Source organism: Psychrobacter halotolerans (genome assembly GCF_039680845.1).
In the GTDB taxonomy this organism is placed as follows: domain Bacteria; phylum Pseudomonadota; class Gammaproteobacteria; order Pseudomonadales; family Moraxellaceae; genus Psychrobacter.
In genome coordinates this window covers 400688-417310 of record NZ_JBDKWD010000003.1, presented here as the reverse complement: position 1 = coordinate 417310, position 16623 = coordinate 400688, and the positions used below count along the sequence as shown (strand labels likewise).

The following is a 16623-nucleotide window of genomic DNA, read 5'->3' as shown; positions in this document are numbered from 1 at the left end:
ATGAACCCTATTGCTCTACTATTACTTGCTTTTTCTATGTCTACTGATGCCTTCTCTGTGGCTATTAGTAAAGGCGCAATTCTTAAAAATCCTCGTTTTACCGAAGCGCTAAGAATGGGTGTCATCTTTGGCTCCATCGAAGCGATCACTCCTATCATTGGCTGGTTAATCGGCCGCTCTGCCACTTCTTTTATCGATGCCTCTTTTGTTGAAGCATGGGATCATTGGGTCGCGTTTGTTATTCTGGCAGGTTTAGGACTGCATATGCTCTATGCAGGTTTTCAACCGGACGATGAAGAACAAGAAGCCCCTTCAAGACACTCTTTTGTCAAACTTGCGATTGCTGCTTTTGGTACCAGTATTGATGCGATGGCGATCGGCGTGAGTCTGGCATTTATAGAGGTGAATATTTTACTCGCCGCAGGTCTGATTGGCTTGGCAACGACTATCATGGTGACGATTGGCGTGCTGCTCGGAAAAGCGCTTGGCTCACTTATCGGTCATAGGGCTGAAATATTCGGCGGCTTAATGCTCATCGTCATCGGTGGATGGATATTGGCAAGTCATTTGTAGAGTTGGTTTAAAAAAATAAATGCCAAAGAAGTAACTTCAACTGAAATAAATTACGCTCATATCAGGATTTTTACCACTTTTAAGATTTCAAAAAATAGTTATAAAGAATATAATTCAATTATTGTTTCATTTAAAAGAGGATAAGGGCGATGGATTATGCAACTTGGTTGGCTTTTACTATCATGGCGACTTTGATCGTTATGTCGCCGGGTCCGAATGGCGTTATTGTATTAAAAACCTTAGGTCAGCATGGCTATAAGCCAACATTGGCCATTATTTCTGGTCTGTTTTGTGCCACGTTTATGCATGGACTCTTTGTCTTGTTTGGTTTATCCGCGTTATTGATTTATGTACCACAAGCATTTATAGCTATTAAAATACTAGGCGCTTTATATCTATGTTACTTGGGGATCAAATCACTCAAACAGTTTTTTAAATATAACCAAACTAAGAAAAGTGTGGATGTGCAACCTGTCTCTCAAATCACTAATCAAAAGAAATCAGGCAGACAGTTTTGGCAAACAGGATTTATTACCCAAATTTTAAACCCCAAAGTGTCCGCGCTTTATCTGGCCGTTATACCAAACTTCGTTGATTTTACGTCTGCGACAGCCACAGCGGACACGTTGCTCCTCACCTTTACTCATGCAACTATTGTAGGAAGCTGGTTTATACTTTTAGCCACGGTCAGTATGAAACTTTTGCCTTATTTTAAGGGCGGCTCTATTGGCAGATGGTTAAATGGATTGGCAGGTATTGTCATGTTGTATTTCTCTGCCATGCTACTGACTTATGAAGCGAAAAAGGTATAAGGCTTACTTTAGACTTTTATCGTCTCTGTTTTTCTTAAATGCTTTTTTAAGACATAATCGAATATAAACGGGCCAAATGGCAAGAACGATCCAAGCACACCTGCAGGTATGGCCCAAACGGGCATTTTGATTTTAGCAGCCGCGTATATCAGTATCACAATATAGGCAATGAATAATGCACCGTGTGCCATGCCGACGTATCTCACCGCTTCTGGAATGCCCATCATATACTTTAGTGGCATAGCAATGCAGAGTAATAACAAAAAAGACGTACCTTCTAGATAGCCCATAATCATAAGGCTCTTGAAGGTGATGTTTTGTCCTTTATTAAGATGAGGCAGCGGTTCGAGTGTTGATGGAGCCTGTGACACGGTATGTTCCTTTTTGGATGATAGGTAAATAGTAAGAGCAAGATGACAGCTATCTAACGTACGAGTTAAGGGAGGTTGAGTATAACGCGCCTGCTTTACGGGTGGTGTTATCCAATCACTAAATTATCAATAAAGTATCAATCGATAGCGAGATAACCTGCATCGACAAAATACTGTTGTCCGGCAGGCGAGCGCAAATAGTTAGAAAAATCAGTGGCCGCTGCGGTATCACGGATTACAATACCGTCTTGCAAAATAGCCGGATAAGACGCTGGCGCTAATGTATAAAACTGGTCAGGCGCAGCTTTGATCGCTGTCAGTTGTGACTGCGCGACAAACCCATAATCGACGCTACCGGTATGCGCATATTGAAACGCTTGTCCGATATTTTCAGCTTGAATAATGCGTTTTTGTTCAGTAAGCGTGTCATAGAGATTCTGCGTTTGTAGGTAGGATTTTGCCGATTCGCCATAAGGGGCAAGCTTGGGATTGGCAATAGTAATCTTTGTATCAGAGCGAGCCGTCAGCAATTCGTTCAGGGTTGCTGGATCGAACCCCTCTAAAGACTGACTAACGCTATAAAGTGCTAGTTGACCTTGGGTGTAGTTAAAGGGCTGCGGCCATTTTCCATTAGCCGTCAGCTCATTATTCAGCTTTTCTTTGACAAGCTTAGCGGGAAAGTCTTGGTTGGCGGCCAAAAAGATATCGTAAGGCGCGCCAGAGGCGATCTGAGCATAGAGCTTGCCTGACGAGGCATAGGTGACATCGATCTTTTGCGCTGGCATGTTTTTGTCTTTTTTATAGCCTGCGATGATCTTAGGCAGTACGTCAGACAAATTGGCCGCCGCTGCGATACGTAGCGTTTGCGTCTGTGCGGCGTTGTTATTGGGATCTGAGGTGTTAGGCTCGGCGATCGGTTCTTTGGTACAGGCCGTTAGCATTAATGCCAAGCAGACCGATGTTGCAGTTACTGATTTAGTCATCGTTTAACCTTGTTTTTATATTGTTCGCTTTTACTGTTATTCATTGTCATATATTTGACCAATTCACGCGTCACAGTATAAAACATTCATAGATTTCGTGGTGTTCGTTTTCGGTTTACGCGCATTGGTCTAGGTCAGGCGACTTTTCTTTAAGCGCATCAATAAAGGCCTGCGCTGATGGTGATAAATAGCGATAGCTCAAGACAAGGTCAAACGCAGACTCAGAACCTAATAGAGGATGATAGCTGATTTGATCGCCGCGAAAGCCGCTCATGCTCTGCGGAACGATTGAAACGCCGGCGCCAACAGAAACCAAAGACAGCACGGCATGCATTCCGTGCGCTTCTTGAGTGATCATAGGTACAAAGCCTGCGTTTGCACACAGACGAATAACTTGAAGATGAAAACCGCGCCCTTCAACCATTGGCCATAAAATGAAAGGCTCATTTGCCAGATCGGTAAGCGTTAGGTCTGATCGCTCATTGAGCGGATGGTATTTAGGAATAGCCATACATAAGCGATCATGGTCAAATGGTATCTGCTCGATATCTTCAGCATGCATAAGCGGCGGTATCAATACGCCTATGTCCAGCGTGCCCTCTCTTAATGCGTTCACTTGCGCGGCAGTGGTGACCTCCCTTAGCTCAAGACGCACGTTTGGATGGCTTGTCCTAAATCGGCGAATCACATTGGGCAGGCGGCCATAAAGCGCACTGCCAATATATCCTACACGCAGCAATCCCGTTCTACCTGCTGCCATATCTACCGTTGCAGTGATAGCCTGTTCAGCTTGACGCAGTATCTCACGCGCTTCACTGAGAAATTTTTCGCCCGCTGGCGTCAAGCCAAGTACGCGGTTGCCACGCTCGATCAAGGTAACACCGATGGTATCCTCTAATTTACGTATGGCACTGGTCAGCGGCGGCTGCGACATATTGAGTCGCTCTGCTGCACGGTGAAAATGTAATTCCTCCGCCACTGCGATAAATTGCTCCATTGCCCGCAACGTGATTCGCGTCTGAATGTCTATGCTCATGTACGGCTCCATGTCTGTTCAATTATCTCTGTTCAATCAGTTGTCTCATTTGTAATATTGTCCTTACAATACTGTCTTCACGATACGATAAATGTATCGTAGAGGCATTTAAACAGTATTTTACAGATTACACTCTCAACTTTATGCTGTCTTTTTAATCATTTCTAATAAGAGAGCAACATGATAGATTTTAAAGGACAAGTAGTACTGATAACGGGCGCGGCGCGCGGACTTGGTTTTGCCTATGCCAGATGTATTGCCGAGCTTGGTGCAACCGTCTTAATTCAAGATATTGGTGCTGATTCGGATGGCAACGGAGTTGATTTTCAAATTGCAGAGGTTGCAGCAAAGACACTGCAATTAGAAGGACTAGACGTACAAGCCATTACTGGAGATATCAGCACGCGAGCAGGCTGTCATAAACTCTGTCAGGATGCGCTACAAGTTAAAGGGCGGCTCGATGCACTGATTCATAATGCTGGCTGGGTTGCGCATGCAGAGGTTGAGTCGATAACAGAAAGCGCTTTTGATCATATGATGGACGTCTCTGCTAAAGCACCACTTTGGCTCGCACAAGCGGTTTGGCCTTCGATGAAAGCAGCGGGTTATGGTCGTATCGTTATGACGACTTCATGCCGAGCGCTTTATCCTCAGTATGTGCAGCATGGTCTTGCCGCCTATGCGGCGGCTAAAATGGCGGCGGTGGGTATTACCAACGTCCTTGCGGCTGAAGGTGAGAAGGATAACATTATCGTCAATGCGGTCTCTCCCGTTGCCAAAACCCGTATGTGGGGCGTAGAAGGGGAGCCTGAAGAATTACGCGCCTCTGAGGTAGCCGCAGGGGTCACGTATTTGGCATCGGTCGCCTGCAGGGAAGGCGGATGGATACTTCGCGCCGCCAATGGCCAGTTTCATGCAACGCGCGCGATGGAAGCAGAAGGTGTGGATTATCCGCGAAACCTTCGAGCGGTTCAGGCATCAACGGCGCAAGAGGTCGCGGACAATTGGTCGTCGATTGCTATCGTTAGTAGAGAACCGCGCGCATGAATAAGGTGATAGCGGTAGTTGCAGGTAAGATAGATTTAAGGGAGAGTTTTTTACACTGCTATTTTTGCGCATAAACGACCAAACGCAGATGGCGATCGGCGTCCACCGTCATTGAGGTATGTTCGAAGGTAGCAACCTGACCATTGATATGCATCTGTCTTGTACCTTGACATGGGGCATCGACATCATGGCGCTGCCACCATTGTTTGAATTCTGGCGAGACTTTTTTTAAATTAGTGACCAAGGCCTGTATATCTGCTTCTTGGGTGGCATGAGCATAATCTCGCCTAAAACTGGACAACATTTGCAAGGCTTGGTCTTCCCAATCGACGAGTCGTTCTCTAAGCGCAGCGTCAGTGAAGAGTATCCAAAGCAAATTGCGCTCCTCATTGGTGTAACGTCCAAAGCCGAATAGCTGATTCGCTGGTTCGTTAAAAGCGAGGATATCCCATCGAAGGTTTAGGATGTAAGCCGCATGAGGGGACAAGTCTTTCATGATTCTTAAGACGAGCGGTGGCACTTGACAAAAGGTCTTGCCGGGTTCGGCGGGAAGGCGATCATGAGCGAGCAAAAACAAATGCCTGCGTTCAGCCGCATCTAGCTTTAATGTTTGCGCCAAATTATCCAAAAAAGCGGAGGAGGCATTAATATTGCGTCCTTGCTCAAGCCACATATACCAAGTCAGTCCCACGCCTGATAGAGCCGCAACTTCTTCGCGGCGCAGGCCCGGGGTGCGCCTGCGACCGCCACTGGGCAAACCCACATCGGCAGGAGATAAGCGCTCTCGCCGAGTTCTTAAAAAAGTCGCCAGCTCTTTTCGCGTACGTTCTAATTTTCCCATAAGGTTCCTGTCTTTTTATAATTGCCGAGCGCTCTTATAGCCGAGGTATAGTCAATCCAATATAAAAAAGGCACAGCGAGAATGGGACTTATTTTTTGATGCCTCTGTCGGCGAAGGCACAGCAAGCAAGAAAAATTGGTTCCAGTCTCGCTCTATCCTTTCTTGTATCCACTTTATTTAGAATCAACTATACATAAAATCGATACAGTGCTGCTGAGGTAAGTATTTTGCAGCTTTATTTTGAACTAACTATAGTGTTTGCCTAGTACTATTAGTAATAGTATAAACGGTTAAATTGTAACACTATTGCGCCACTTGTAGAATGAGGTTTTTTTACAACGAGAGCTTCTCTATGAGCACACACCATAAAACTTACGAACCTAAAAACGAAGCGACTGCAACGTCTCAGACCAATGCACTTATGGTGTATTTGATTGCACTGGGCGCTTTTGCATTGGGGATGGCATCTTATGTCACGGCTGGACTTATTCCCATGATCGAGCCTGCCTTTGGGGTTTCTGCTGGCGTAGCAGCGCAGCTTGTCACGGCGTTTACCTTGGCTTATGGACTTGGATCTCCAATCGTGGTGGCTTTGCTGCCGGGGCAGGCTCAGCGTAAAGGATTGCTGGTGGCGCTTGGTCTGTTCGTACTCGCCAATGCAGCCAGCGCCTTATCAACCAGTTTTTCTTGGTTACTTGTTTTTCGAGCATTAGCAGGTATTGGGTCAGGGGTCTACTTAGCAGTCGGTATTGCGGCAGTGGCGACCATATCGCCATTTGGGCGAGCAAAAGCCATCTCTATTATTATGGGCGGCATGGCAGCAGGGACAGTTTTAGGAGTGCCGTTGGGTCTGGTTCTCGCTGAGCGCTTGGGCTGGGCGTCCGCGTTTTGGTTGATTACGTTACTTGGCATTATTGCCTTTGTAGGATTGTTTTGGCGATTACCCACATTGCCTATTTCAGAGAGTATTCCTCTACGCAAAAAAATGTCGTTGCTACTTGATCGTCAAGTCATCATGATTCTGTCGGTGTCCTTGCTTGCGGCCATCGCCAGCCTTGGTATGTATACTTTCTTAGCGCCTTTGATGTCGGCGTCTGCATATGGCGGGGTAGATTCGATTACACCTTATCTTTGGATTTGGGGCGTGGGCGGTATCGTCGGTAGTTTTTTAGTGGGGCCTTTAACCGATCGTATCCGAGCGCCTTTAACGACGCTGTTTATTATGCTGATATTGGCATTGTCTTTAATGTTATTACCTCTCATTGCCTCTTGGAATGCTTGGTTTGCCATGGTTCCGATTGTTATTTGGGGCGCGGTTGGCTGGGCATTACAAGTGCCGCAGAACAATCAATTAATCGACGTTAGAGAGTCTAAAGGTGATGGTAATCTTGCTGTCGCCTTAAATGAATCTGCGCTTTATCTGGGCAGCGCAATTGGAGCAGGAATAGGAGGTATGGTGTTGGTATTAAACCTTCCTGTATGGACGTTGCCAGTAGGTGCAGGCATAGTGGCAGCTATAGGAGCTTTTTTGCAGCTTATGGGTATGAGGTATCATAAGGCTAGTTAAGAGTAATAGCAGATTACAAGAGGTTTGCAAGGATACGGGTACTATAAATTATACAGCTAAAGACATTACCAGTCTGGTATAAACAGAAACGGGCGTTGCCGCCAGAATGAATAAAGTAAACACCGTGACTGGTAAAAATGCCGAAACGCCTAAGTTCTATAAAGCACCTTAACCACATGCCAGCCAAATTTGGTCTTTACCAAATGTGGGGTGAATAGCTCGCCGCTGAAGCAGACTTTATCAAATGCGGGTACCATCTCGCCTTGTGTGAACTCACCTAAATTGCCGCCTTTTTTACCTGAGGGGCAGGTTGAATGTTTTTTAGCCAGCACATCAAACTGAGCGCCTTTTTTAAGCTTGGCAAGAATGTCTTCTGCCTGTTCTTTGTGTTTTACTAAGATGTGTGATGCGCTAGCGGTACGAGCCATGATGTAAACCTTTTATAAAATGTTGATGATCGCGGCATTATATCACGGCTTATCTGGGTTGTTAGTCTCACTTGAATGCTGTCAAGTTAATTATAGTCGATCAACTTTAAAAGCGTGACAGGACGACTGAGATGAATGCTCTAATCCCTTATATTCGCCACAAAATCTGTCAAAGGCTGCTCAATTTTTTGTTTGAGGTGCGTATCAGCGTCTCCTATCAAACGATATTGATAGCTGGGTAACATAGGGAACCCTTCGTCTTTGCCGAGCAGCTCAAGATTGGCGGTACGTGTTATAAAGGCTTTACTCAATATCCCTATGCCAAATCCTGCCTGAATGGCCGCGACTTGGTGCTGTAAATGGTTGGCCAAATAACTAAAATAATAACGTTTGCCGCTGTCGTTTAAGGTGTCTTCTATAATATGACGCACAAAACAGCCATTATGCGCAGAGACGATGGGCAGCTTATCTACTTCATCGAAAGTGACTTTTTGGCTGCTCACCCAGCCAAAGGGATGAGTGTCTTCTACCCTGTCCACTGTCATCTTTATGATGCCGTATGACAGTCTACCGCTTACTACCATGTCTTGGATGCTGTGCGAAAAGTCACAGATGACGCGAACACGGCTATCGGTGAGCTGGCTCACCATTTTTTGTACGGCCAGCTGTACCGACATGGGCAAATCATCGCATATCCCAATGCTAATCGCGTTTTTGTTTTCAACCTCATCTATTTGACTGAGCAAATGCCCCAAGGCAGGGGCAACCTGCTGGTAAAACTGATGGCCTTCTTCGGTAAAGCTAATGGCTTTGCCGCGCTCGCGTTTGATTAGCTTTGCGCTCAGCTTCTCCTCCAGCTTGCTAATGTTATGACTGATAGCGGGCTTGGGTTTTGTAGGCAGCCTTTGCCGCAAGAGAGAGGCTACCCAATTCATAGATAGCAATATAGTTTTTGATTTGCTCCAAAGTAATAGAATCATTACGCCGAAAAAAATCATTGTGGTTGTTACTTTTTTGCTGATGCTCAAAACCCATCTTATCCCTTCCTTTTACGCTCACACTAAAAAACTCAACCAGTCATCGATAAGTCATAAGTTTTGTTTATATTAAATACAATTTATCTCATTTTACCCGTTTTGTCATTCTACGGTATAACTACTGCTCTACTTAAACAATACAGCATTAGGAGTAGCGAATGACTGACTCTATGACTCAAGCAGACTCAAGCACGTCCTCACCCAACAATCGCACACTTGCTGCGACACTCGCTATACTTCCGTTGTCCATCTCCGCCATACCGTGGGGTGTGCTTTGTGGCACGCTCGCGGTTGAAGCGGGACTGAGCGGCTTGCAGGCGCAAATGATGTCGTTGACGATGTTTGCAGGCACCGCTCAGCTGTCAGGCATCACCATTTTGGGAGCAGGCGGTAGTTGGCTGACCTTGATCAATAGCACCAGTATGGTCAACGTGCGCTATATATTATATTCTGCGGTGTACAAAGAAGAGATCACCAAACTGCCATTATACAAACGCTTGTTGTTTGCTTTTACCATGAATGATTTTATGTTTGCCGTGTCAGAAGAGTCACAATTAAAAAACGGATATTTTGATTATGCGTATACCGTGACCGCAGGCTTGGTCTTTTATGTGATTTGGAACCTCTCAACGTTTTTAGGCATTTTTTTAGCAAGGTTTTTAAGCGATATCGATTCGCTTGGGTTTGATTTCGTGATTGCTGCCACGTTTATTACGATCATTTTACCGATGATAAAAACCAAGGCATTGCTACTTAGTGTCGTGACCAGTGCTGCATTTGCTTATGTATTTGAGTATTTCCATATCGGCAATGGACTGATATTTTCTGCATTAATTGGCATGATCGTCGGTACGTTGTTTTCAAAGTCGAGCAACGATGATGATAAGGCGGATGATGCGACGATTGACGATGGAGTAACTGATGAGGAGGGGAATACACTATGATCACCGCATCTTACTTTACGGCCGCTATCGTCGTTATGGCTGTGATTACTTTTATCAGTCGCTATTTCTTTTTTACCACCTCTTTTCAGATTCGCATACCTCCTCGCATTGAAGCGCTGTTTGTATTTACCGCGCCCTGTATTTTAATCGCACTGGTCGTGCCTATTGTTTTTCAAGCGGGCTTAGCAGAATCTGGCGAGATTGGGCTGCTGAGTAGCAGCTATTTTTGGGCGGGATTGTTGGCTATTGGCTTGAGCGTCGTGATTCGACAAACGTTACTCGTAATTATACTGAGCATGGCCGGGTTTTATGCCCTGCGTTCTTTTGGCTTGAGTTGATGATCTGATATGGCTCATTGAACATTGTTATAAAGGAACGTAATATGAATCATTGAATGCACCTATAAAGACGACTTAAAAAAGGCTGAAATAATGAATATTGAAAACTCAACCATATTAATAACGGGCGCGTCGTCTGGTATCGGCGAGGCGACAGCGATTGCTGCTGTAGAGAAGGGTGCACGCGTGGTTTTACTTGCTCGCCGTGAGGACAAGCTCCGCGATCTAGCAGCTCTGCTTGGCTCTAATGCATTGGCGCTTCCTTGTGACGTAACCGATGCCGCGCAGATTGAAACCTGCATTCAAAAAGCCTTGGAAAAATTCGGTCAGATTGATGCGCTAGTGAACAACGCGGGACGTGGCTTATACTCTCCGATAGAGAATATCGATATTGAGGCTTATCGTGAACTTCTTGAGCTCAACACCATAGCGCCTCTGGTCATGATGCAGGCAGTGATTCCGCACATGCGTCAGCAAGGGTCTGGTGCTATCGTTAATGTAAGTTCTGGTGCGACTTTTGGCATTCTGCCCGGTGCGTCAGCCTATACCAGCTCAAAAACTGCCTTAAATACACTGTCTGACGTAGCTAGGGTTGAGTTGGCGGAAGCTGGAATTGTTGTCTCGACGCTCTATCCATTTGTGACCGATACTGAGTTCTATGGGGCAGTCGAAAAAGGGCAAGACGCCGCCGAAGCAGAAATAAAGGGTATCGGCGAGGCGGCTCATTCTCCCGAACGCGTAGCAGAAAAGATCCTTGGTCTGATCCGGACAGGTGAGCGTCAAGACGATCTGGTTCCTAAAGAATATGGTGGTAGTCTTGATACATAAATCAGTTAGCGCCTTAGCTCAATAAGCGATGATGCAAAAAAAACAGGGTGTCGCATAAATACTAAAGTCTAAGGCTACTTGCAACACGGAGTTCAAATGTCAAATCCAAATTTGCCAAAAATGTGTGGTGTTATACGCTTCGAGGACCATTATGAGCAGTAAAATAGCAAAAGCCGAAAACGCGATTTCACAATCTCGAATAGTAGAAATACTTGAAGAGTATTCACCACAGATAATCAGCACTATTCTCGTGGAATTCGATACAGACCAAAGCGATATTGATGTGGTCTGTGAGTATCATCAACAAAGCGCGTTTGTGTCGGCAATTTCAAACAGCTTTCAGAATTACGAATCTTATAGCCTTAACGTATATGCGGAGCGTGTCATTGGCCGTTTTAAAGTAGCAAGCTTTTTGTTTGAGGTTTATGGGACGTCAATTCCAGTCACGCAACAATTGGCATATAGGCATTATCAAGTAATGCAGAGGTTGGCTCGGTTAGGTGGCGCGCCAATCAAACAAAAAATTCGCTTTCTTAAGCGTAGCGGGTTAAAAACCGAGCCAGCAATTAGTCAGATTTTGGGGCTGAAAGGCGATCCTTATAATGCGGTTCTCGAACTAGAGTCGTGGACAAATACACAACTTAAATCTCATGTTCAAAATTGTATATAACATGGAGTTGCACTCTGACACATACTGCTACGCTTGTTTATGTGTATGTCGCTGCGCTCCATTTTCACACACGAATACTTTCCGCAGTATGTGCATGTGAGCTTGGCGTTAGCTATATAAAGGAAGTTTAGTTATTTGACATCATAATGGTAGCGCTGGCTTTGAATTAAGCTAACCCACGAAAGCGGAGGTTAATGTCGTGTGAGAGTTATTACATCTATATGCTTAGGAGTACCAATGTCGGTTATCGCTAATACACCTAAACCTCCATATTTTGCTGTTATTTTTACTTCCATACGAACAGAAGGTGATAATGGTTACGATGATATGGCAAGTAGAATGGTAGAACTTGCAAAGCAGCAATCTGGTTTTTTGGGCATAGAATCAGCAAGAGAAGATGTCGGTATAACCGTTTCTTATTGGGCAGACTTAGATTCAATTAAAAATTGGAAAGCTAACTCCGAACACCTAGAAGCTCAAAAAATTGGTCGTAAGTCTTTGTACAATTCATTTAAGGTTCGTATATCCAAAGTGGAACGTGATTACGGCATCTAACAAGCCATTCAAGAGGGAAAATTTACAGTTGGCTGTTTTCTCTCTTCTCAACATTTTAGCCAACTATAGGTTTCCCCTTAATAGAGCATTATATGCTCATCACTATTTGGAGGTATCGTGGAAATAATAAAAAGTAAGCAATTCAAGTCTGAACGCGCTTGGGGCGCAAAAGATATCGCAAATATGAATGGAATAACTACGCGCTTACATTGGACTGATCAACCTTATAAGTGGCATGTAAATGATGGTGAAGAAGTCTTTGTTGTTTTAGATGGAACTGTTGAAATGTTATTCAAAGAAAATGGAATTGAGCAATCAGCAGTCCTAGAAACTGGTGATATATTTTATGCTTCTATTGGAACTGAGCATGTTGCGCATCCTCGCGGTGAAGCAAGAATCTTAGTCGTAGAATCAGAAGGAAGCATATAACAAGCTAATCAACGACTCCATTTATAACAACAAGGCTCAACTGGTTTCAACCAATTGAGCCAGTATGCCTATACGGTTATTCTATTGGAGAGGGTTTACCGTGTGGGCTTGAGCGCAGATATTGTTTAGGCGCTTTTACTTTTGCGCCAAGCTCAGCAGCGGCATACCAAGGCCAATGCGGGTTATAAAGGATGCCGCGTGCCAATGCAACCGCATCAGCTTGCTGTTCAGTAATGATGCTTTGCGCTTGCTTGGCTTCGGTGATTAAGCCCACTGCGATTACTGGTATTTCTACCGCTTCTTTTATCGCTGTGGCAAAAGGCACTTGATAGTTCGCTTCCACAGGGATTTGTTGTTCTGGGCTCAGCCCTGCGGTGCTCACATGAATATAATCACAGCCCAACGCCTCTAATGCTTTAGCCAGTTCAATCGTTTGTTCAAGATCCCAGCCGCTTTCGACCCAATCGGTAGCAGACACACGCACACCCACTGGCTTTTCACTTGGAAACTCAGCTCGAACCGCTGTAAATACGTCAAGTAACAAGCGCATTCTGTTCTCAAGGCTGCCGCCGTATTGATCATCACGCTTATTAGAAAGTGGCGATAAAAACTGATGTAATAGATAACCGTGCGCGCCATGAATCTCAATTAATTCAAGACCTAGCGCATCTGTGCGTTTTGCCGCATTCACAAAGTCGCTTATTAGCGCATCAATGTCATTTTGATTCATTGCTTTGGGCACGCTCGAGTTCTCGTCATACGCAAGTGCCGACGGTGCAACTGTTTGCCAGCCATTTGTTTGATCAGGCGCAATCGAACCGCCGCCGTCCCATGGTTTTTCGGTTGACGCTTTACGTCCCGCATGCGCAAGTTGTACGCCTATTGGCATCGGGCTGTACTGTCTGACGGCTGTTAGTGTCTTATCCAGTGCTGTTTGCGTCCTTTCATCCCATAATCCTAAATCAGCATAACTGATACGTCCTTGTGGGTTGACCGCAGTGGCTTCTAAAATAAGTAGTCCTGCGCCGCTCAAACTCATTTGGCCTACATGGATTGTATGCCAATCGCTTGCCGCGCCATCATTGGCAGAGTACTGGCACATGGGTGCGATGATGATACGGTTGTCTAATGTTAGTTGCCCAATTGTCAAAGGCGAAAAAAGCTGGCTCATGATGAATCCTTAAAAAACGCGTCTAAAGGTACGAGAAATAAAATGCAAAGCGATATAAATGGTTTATGGTTGATTCTCTTTAAAAGAGACATATTTTAAAAGAGACACAGTGAGACTGGGATGAATGTTGCGCAGCCTCTGTATTAACAGTACGCAAGAAAAGTTTATACCAGTCTCACATTATGATTAATTCTCTATTTTATTGAGAACTGACCATATATGATGACCGCTTGATTAGATGATGGGGATGAATGGTTATTTTTATAGGGCATATTTAAGTAAAGGTCATTATGTTTAGAGCTAAGTCGTTTAAAGTTTTTTAGCGGGTATGTCTTCGTATGACGTTCCACTACTAAACTCTTGCTGCAAGGCTTTTGCAAGATGGAGAGCAGCTGGACCTGCGCCATGCAAATTTTTATGTACCAGTCTAATTAGGTGTGTCCGAAGTGCTCCTTCAGCAAGATTCAAAGGCACTAATTGTTGATTTTCAAGTTCACTTTGAATCATATGCTCAGGTACCCAGCCATAGCCTAATCCCGCTTTTATCACCTCGATCACCATGGAAAAACTATTGAAGGTCCAATAGCTAGCGGAGAAAGTGTCATGGGCGTAAGCCATGTCTTTAGCCGTTTCGTTACTCTTACACTTAATAGCATGCGATAACGCTAAATCTTTACGGGTTACGGCCTTGTCTTGGACGGCTAGCGGGTGCATTGCGCTGGCAACACAAAGCAAAGGAAGCGGCCCAAGCTCTTGGCTAAATGAGCCATAGGGTGGCTCACTTAATAGATAAATATCTGAGGCTCGCTGCTCATAGCGTTCATGCATGGTGCTTAAACTAGCAAATTCTACTTCTAACAGCGTATCAGGGAAATAGGTACGAAAATCTGCCAACACAGCGATGATCGTTTGTTGCGAAATGATATTCTCTACACATAAATGCACCTTTAGCTCATGTCCGCGAGCGAGTGATAGGGCGCGCTCTTCAATATTTATCATGCCACCCAGTATGGCATTACCATCTTGAACGAGTAGTTGGCCAATTTCGGTTAGTTTGGATTTCCGACCTTCCATCTCCATTAGAGGTACCCCTAATTGCTGTTGCAGTTTAGCAATAGCGTAACTCAATGCCGATTGGCTGCGACCCATGTATTCTGCTGCTTGGTGAAAGCCGCCTTGCTCGACCACCGTTTTAAGTACAAACCAATGATCGAGCGTCGTCTTAGGTTTCATAAATAACTCTATTGAACAAATTTTTGAATCTAATTAAGCCACTATTTGTATTTCTTTTCAAACTTTTAATCAGTATCGTAACCAATAATTGAGTTGAAAAACATAAAAACGATTTGGTCTAAATATTCTATTGATACAGAGGTGCCAAACACAAAAGGAAAAAAGATGACTAAGTTGATAACGCGTATTGAATGTATTATTGCGATTTGCTTATGCTCGCTAGTTAGTATCACGCATGCTTCAGAAAATCCTACATTCATTCAACAAAACACTGAAGGAGTTACCCGAACCTTAGGTATTCCTTATGCTAAGCCCCCTGTAAATAGCCTACGTTGGCGAGCACCTCAGACACTAGAAAGCACTGCACCGATTCAAAATTTAGGTCATTTTTCTGATTCATGCGCCCAAAGTCATATGGCTGCTTTAGGTGATAATAATGTTGACGGCGCTAATACGAGTGAGGACTGCCTTTACTTGAACGTATGGGCCCCTGATGATGCGCTTGAGCATCCTTATCCCGTATTAGTATGGTTGCACGGCGGCGGTTTTCGTATTGGAGGTGCCGCCATGCCGCTTTATAATGCGCAACATTTGGCGGCTCAAGGCGCTGTCGTGGTGACTCTAAATTATCGTTTGGGTATATTGGGCTTTTTTGCCCATCCCGCTATAACAGAGCAAGGTAAGTTATCGGGTAACTTTGGTTTGCAAGATCAAATTGCCGCATTAAAGTTTGTGCACCAACACATTGCAAAATTTGGTGGTGATGACCGTAATATTACTTTAGTGGGTGAGTCCGCTGGCGGTTCCTCAGCACTATATTTAATGGCATCGAAGGAGGATAAAAAAATAGAAGAAAAACAAGCAACCGTACCCCTTTTTGATAAAGCAATTGTGCAGTCAGGGGCGCTTGATTTACCTGAGTATGACAGGCAACGTATGGAGAAAATCGCAGCCACTTTTGCTCAGCAGGCGGGGCTAAATCAAGAAAATCGCTCTGTCTCAGCGCAAGCGTTACGCGCTTTACCATTATCAAAGGTTTTGGCGGCTGAGCCTCAGGCTCGCTCAGACACAATGCCGTATATTGATGGTACTGGTATCGGACGTAGTGTTTATAAAACGTTTCAAGATGGTGAGCAACTAAAAGTGCCACTTATAATTGGCAGCAATAATTATGAAGCTGGATTTTTCGATAAAGAGTTTAGTTTACGAGTTATAAATAAGATGTCTGCAAAACAATGGCAACAAACGTTGCGCTACACTGATGGGTATAATCGCGAAGGCAAGTATTGGGATGCTGCCCAAGTAGCCACTGACTTATTTGCAACACTCGGCACGCGCCAAATCGCACGCGCCCACGCAGCCAGTAATACTGATACGTTTCGTTACTACATGCGTTATGTGCCTAAGTCTAAACGCCAACAGACGCCGGGAACGATACACACTGCCGATGTTAATTACCTATTTGGCAATGACATAGAGTCAGATTCAAGGCCATTTTCACAGCGTCTGCAAAAACAATGGATCCATTTTGCTATGACTGGCAACCCTTCTTTGCCTGAGGAAAATCTAGATTGGCCAAACTACAGCGTTAAAACAGAGCGATTATTAATAATGGATAATGAACAAAACCATGTTGGCCGTGACCCTGCCGCTGATCGTCTGAACTATCTTGAGTCTCTGGGTAGTTTTGGCATTAATTAATTAAGCTCATCTAGCCCGTGCTCTTAATAACTAGCCGTAATAAGTGCTCATAATAACTA

At 44.6% G+C, this 16623-nt stretch carries 19 protein-coding genes; 11 read left to right on the top strand and 8 right to left on the bottom strand.

Annotated elements, in window-relative coordinates; all coding sequences use genetic code 11:
- Both AAJP47_RS08330 and AAJP47_RS08325 read left to right on the top strand, forming a co-directional pair.
- On the top strand, positions 1–573 hold the full coding sequence (locus AAJP47_RS08330) for a manganese efflux pump MntP (protein ID WP_346717441.1): 573 nt from the start codon (positions 1–3) through the stop codon (positions 571–573).
- Between the two features lie 149 nt (positions 574–722).
- Positions 723–1385: a LysE family translocator gene (locus tag AAJP47_RS08325; protein WP_346717440.1), complete on the top strand. Its 663-nt coding sequence runs from the start codon at positions 723–725 to the stop codon at positions 1383–1385.
- Positions 1386–1393: 8 nt separating this feature from the next.
- Here AAJP47_RS08325 and AAJP47_RS08320 read toward each other — a convergent pair whose 3' ends face one another.
- The 3 genes from AAJP47_RS08320 to AAJP47_RS08310 all read right to left on the bottom strand — a co-directional run bounded on the left by AAJP47_RS08320 (position 1394) and on the right by AAJP47_RS08310 (position 3775).
- Complete coding sequence (locus AAJP47_RS08320) at positions 1394–1756, bottom strand: DUF3817 domain-containing protein (RefSeq protein ID WP_346717439.1); 363 nt, start codon at positions 1754–1756, stop codon at positions 1394–1396.
- 137 nt (positions 1757–1893) lie between these two features.
- The gene (gene modA, locus AAJP47_RS08315) at positions 1894–2739 is read right to left on the bottom strand and encodes a molybdate ABC transporter substrate-binding protein (RefSeq protein WP_346717438.1); all 846 of its coding nucleotides are present in this window, start codon (positions 2737–2739) and stop codon (positions 1894–1896) included.
- 115 nt (positions 2740–2854) lie between these two features.
- Positions 2855–3775 carry a LysR family transcriptional regulator gene (locus AAJP47_RS08310; protein ID WP_346717437.1) on the bottom strand — a complete coding sequence of 307 codons (921 nt, stop codon included), beginning with the start codon at positions 3773–3775 and terminating at the stop codon, positions 2855–2857.
- Positions 3776–3955: 180 nt separating this feature from the next.
- On the opposite strand from AAJP47_RS08310, the gene AAJP47_RS08305 reads away from it, so the two are divergent.
- Positions 3956–4822: an SDR family NAD(P)-dependent oxidoreductase gene (locus tag AAJP47_RS08305; protein ID WP_346717436.1), complete on the top strand. Its 867-nt coding sequence runs from the start codon at positions 3956–3958 to the stop codon at positions 4820–4822.
- A gap of 58 nt (positions 4823–4880) precedes the next feature.
- On the opposite strand, the gene AAJP47_RS08300 is transcribed toward AAJP47_RS08305, so the two are convergent.
- Positions 4881–5663 carry a helix-turn-helix transcriptional regulator gene (locus AAJP47_RS08300; protein WP_346717435.1) on the bottom strand — a complete coding sequence of 261 codons (783 nt, stop codon included), beginning with the start codon at positions 5661–5663 and terminating at the stop codon, positions 4881–4883.
- Between the two features lie 352 nt (positions 5664–6015).
- On the opposite strand from AAJP47_RS08300, the gene AAJP47_RS08295 reads away from it, so the two are divergent.
- Complete coding sequence (locus AAJP47_RS08295; protein WP_346717434.1) at positions 6016–7230, top strand: MFS transporter; 1215 nt, start codon at positions 6016–6018, stop codon at positions 7228–7230.
- Between the two features lie 149 nt (positions 7231–7379).
- Here the strand turns inward: AAJP47_RS08295 and AAJP47_RS08290 are convergent, their stop codons facing one another.
- Positions 7380–7658, bottom strand: a complete 279-nt coding sequence (locus AAJP47_RS08290; RefSeq protein ID WP_346717433.1) for a peptidylprolyl isomerase — start codon at positions 7656–7658, stop codon at positions 7380–7382.
- A gap of 140 nt (positions 7659–7798) precedes the next feature.
- Positions 7799–8593 carry a type 2 periplasmic-binding domain-containing protein gene (locus tag AAJP47_RS08285; protein ID WP_346717432.1) on the bottom strand — a complete coding sequence of 265 codons (795 nt, stop codon included), beginning with the start codon at positions 8591–8593 and terminating at the stop codon, positions 7799–7801.
- A gap of 260 nt (positions 8594–8853) precedes the next feature.
- Between AAJP47_RS08285 and AAJP47_RS08280 the strand changes: the two genes are divergently transcribed.
- From AAJP47_RS08280 to AAJP47_RS08255, 6 genes are all read left to right on the top strand, one after another.
- Positions 8854–9639 carry an AzlC family ABC transporter permease gene (locus AAJP47_RS08280; RefSeq protein ID WP_346717431.1) on the top strand — a complete coding sequence of 262 codons (786 nt, stop codon included), beginning with the start codon at positions 8854–8856 and terminating at the stop codon, positions 9637–9639.
- Positions 9636–9977, top strand: a complete 342-nt coding sequence (locus AAJP47_RS08275) for an AzlD domain-containing protein (RefSeq protein WP_346717430.1) — start codon at positions 9636–9638, stop codon at positions 9975–9977. The genes AAJP47_RS08280 and AAJP47_RS08275 overlap by 4 nt, the downstream gene beginning before the upstream one ends.
- Positions 9978–10070: 93 nt before the next feature.
- Positions 10071–10805 carry an SDR family oxidoreductase gene (locus AAJP47_RS08270; RefSeq protein WP_346717429.1) on the top strand — a complete coding sequence of 245 codons (735 nt, stop codon included), beginning with the start codon at positions 10071–10073 and terminating at the stop codon, positions 10803–10805.
- A 151-nt stretch (positions 10806–10956) separates the two neighbouring features.
- Positions 10957–11475 carry a DUF4269 domain-containing protein gene (locus AAJP47_RS08265; RefSeq protein WP_346717428.1) on the top strand — a complete coding sequence of 173 codons (519 nt, stop codon included), beginning with the start codon at positions 10957–10959 and terminating at the stop codon, positions 11473–11475.
- A 237-nt stretch (positions 11476–11712) separates the two neighbouring features.
- Positions 11713–12030 carry an antibiotic biosynthesis monooxygenase family protein gene (locus tag AAJP47_RS08260; protein ID WP_346717427.1) on the top strand — a complete coding sequence of 106 codons (318 nt, stop codon included), beginning with the start codon at positions 11713–11715 and terminating at the stop codon, positions 12028–12030.
- 117 nt (positions 12031–12147) lie between these two features.
- Entirely contained in the window at positions 12148–12459 is a 312-nt protein-coding gene (locus AAJP47_RS08255) for a cupin domain-containing protein (RefSeq protein ID WP_346717426.1), read from the top strand.
- A 76-nt stretch (positions 12460–12535) separates the two neighbouring features.
- Here the strand turns inward: AAJP47_RS08255 and AAJP47_RS08250 are convergent, their stop codons facing one another.
- Positions 12536–13630, bottom strand: coding sequence for an NADH:flavin oxidoreductase/NADH oxidase (locus AAJP47_RS08250; protein WP_346717425.1), 1095 nt, complete (start codon positions 13628–13630; stop codon positions 12536–12538).
- A gap of 309 nt (positions 13631–13939) precedes the next feature.
- Positions 13940–14863 carry a LysR family transcriptional regulator gene (locus AAJP47_RS08245; RefSeq protein WP_346717424.1) on the bottom strand — a complete coding sequence of 308 codons (924 nt, stop codon included), beginning with the start codon at positions 14861–14863 and terminating at the stop codon, positions 13940–13942.
- A 165-nt stretch (positions 14864–15028) separates the two neighbouring features.
- On the opposite strand from AAJP47_RS08245, the gene AAJP47_RS08240 reads away from it, so the two are divergent.
- Positions 15029–16564 carry a carboxylesterase/lipase family protein gene (locus tag AAJP47_RS08240; RefSeq protein WP_346717423.1) on the top strand — a complete coding sequence of 512 codons (1536 nt, stop codon included), beginning with the start codon at positions 15029–15031 and terminating at the stop codon, positions 16562–16564.
- Positions 16565–16623: the final 59 nt, after the last annotated feature.

Excerpts from the sequence above, each read along its gene's own strand:
- AAJP47_RS08270 (WP_346717429.1), top strand. The coding sequence starts at position 10,071 with ATGAATATTGAAAACTCAACCATATTAATAACGGGCGCGTCGTCTGGT.
- AAJP47_RS08250 (WP_346717425.1), bottom strand. The coding sequence starts at position 13,630 with ATGAGCCAGCTTTTTTCGCCTTTGACAATTGGGCAACTAACATTAGAC.
- AAJP47_RS08265 (WP_346717428.1), top strand. The coding sequence starts at position 10,957 with ATGAGCAGTAAAATAGCAAAAGCCGAAAACGCGATTTCACAATCTCGA.
- AAJP47_RS08330 (WP_346717441.1), top strand. The coding sequence starts at position 1 with ATGAACCCTATTGCTCTACTATTACTTGCTTTTTCTATGTCTACTGAT.
- AAJP47_RS08290 (WP_346717433.1), bottom strand. The coding sequence starts at position 7,658 with ATGGCTCGTACCGCTAGCGCATCACACATCTTAGTAAAACACAAAGAA.
- AAJP47_RS08260 (WP_346717427.1), top strand. The coding sequence starts at position 11,713 with ATGTCGGTTATCGCTAATACACCTAAACCTCCATATTTTGCTGTTATT.
- AAJP47_RS08300 (WP_346717435.1), bottom strand. The coding sequence starts at position 5,663 with ATGGGAAAATTAGAACGTACGCGAAAAGAGCTGGCGACTTTTTTAAGA.
- AAJP47_RS08240 (WP_346717423.1), top strand. The coding sequence starts at position 15,029 with ATGACTAAGTTGATAACGCGTATTGAATGTATTATTGCGATTTGCTTA.
- AAJP47_RS08295 (WP_346717434.1), top strand. The coding sequence starts at position 6,016 with ATGAGCACACACCATAAAACTTACGAACCTAAAAACGAAGCGACTGCA.
- AAJP47_RS08285 (WP_346717432.1), bottom strand. The coding sequence starts at position 8,593 with ATGAATTGGGTAGCCTCTCTCTTGCGGCAAAGGCTGCCTACAAAACCC.
- AAJP47_RS08305 (WP_346717436.1), top strand. The coding sequence starts at position 3,956 with ATGATAGATTTTAAAGGACAAGTAGTACTGATAACGGGCGCGGCGCGC.
- AAJP47_RS08245 (WP_346717424.1), bottom strand. The coding sequence starts at position 14,863 with ATGAAACCTAAGACGACGCTCGATCATTGGTTTGTACTTAAAACGGTG.
- AAJP47_RS08280 (WP_346717431.1), top strand. The coding sequence starts at position 8,854 with ATGACTGACTCTATGACTCAAGCAGACTCAAGCACGTCCTCACCCAAC.
- modA (WP_346717438.1), bottom strand. The coding sequence starts at position 2,739 with ATGACTAAATCAGTAACTGCAACATCGGTCTGCTTGGCATTAATGCTA.
- AAJP47_RS08275 (WP_346717430.1), top strand. The coding sequence starts at position 9,636 with ATGATCACCGCATCTTACTTTACGGCCGCTATCGTCGTTATGGCTGTG.
- AAJP47_RS08310 (WP_346717437.1), bottom strand. The coding sequence starts at position 3,775 with ATGAGCATAGACATTCAGACGCGAATCACGTTGCGGGCAATGGAGCAA.
- AAJP47_RS08325 (WP_346717440.1), top strand. The coding sequence starts at position 723 with ATGGATTATGCAACTTGGTTGGCTTTTACTATCATGGCGACTTTGATC.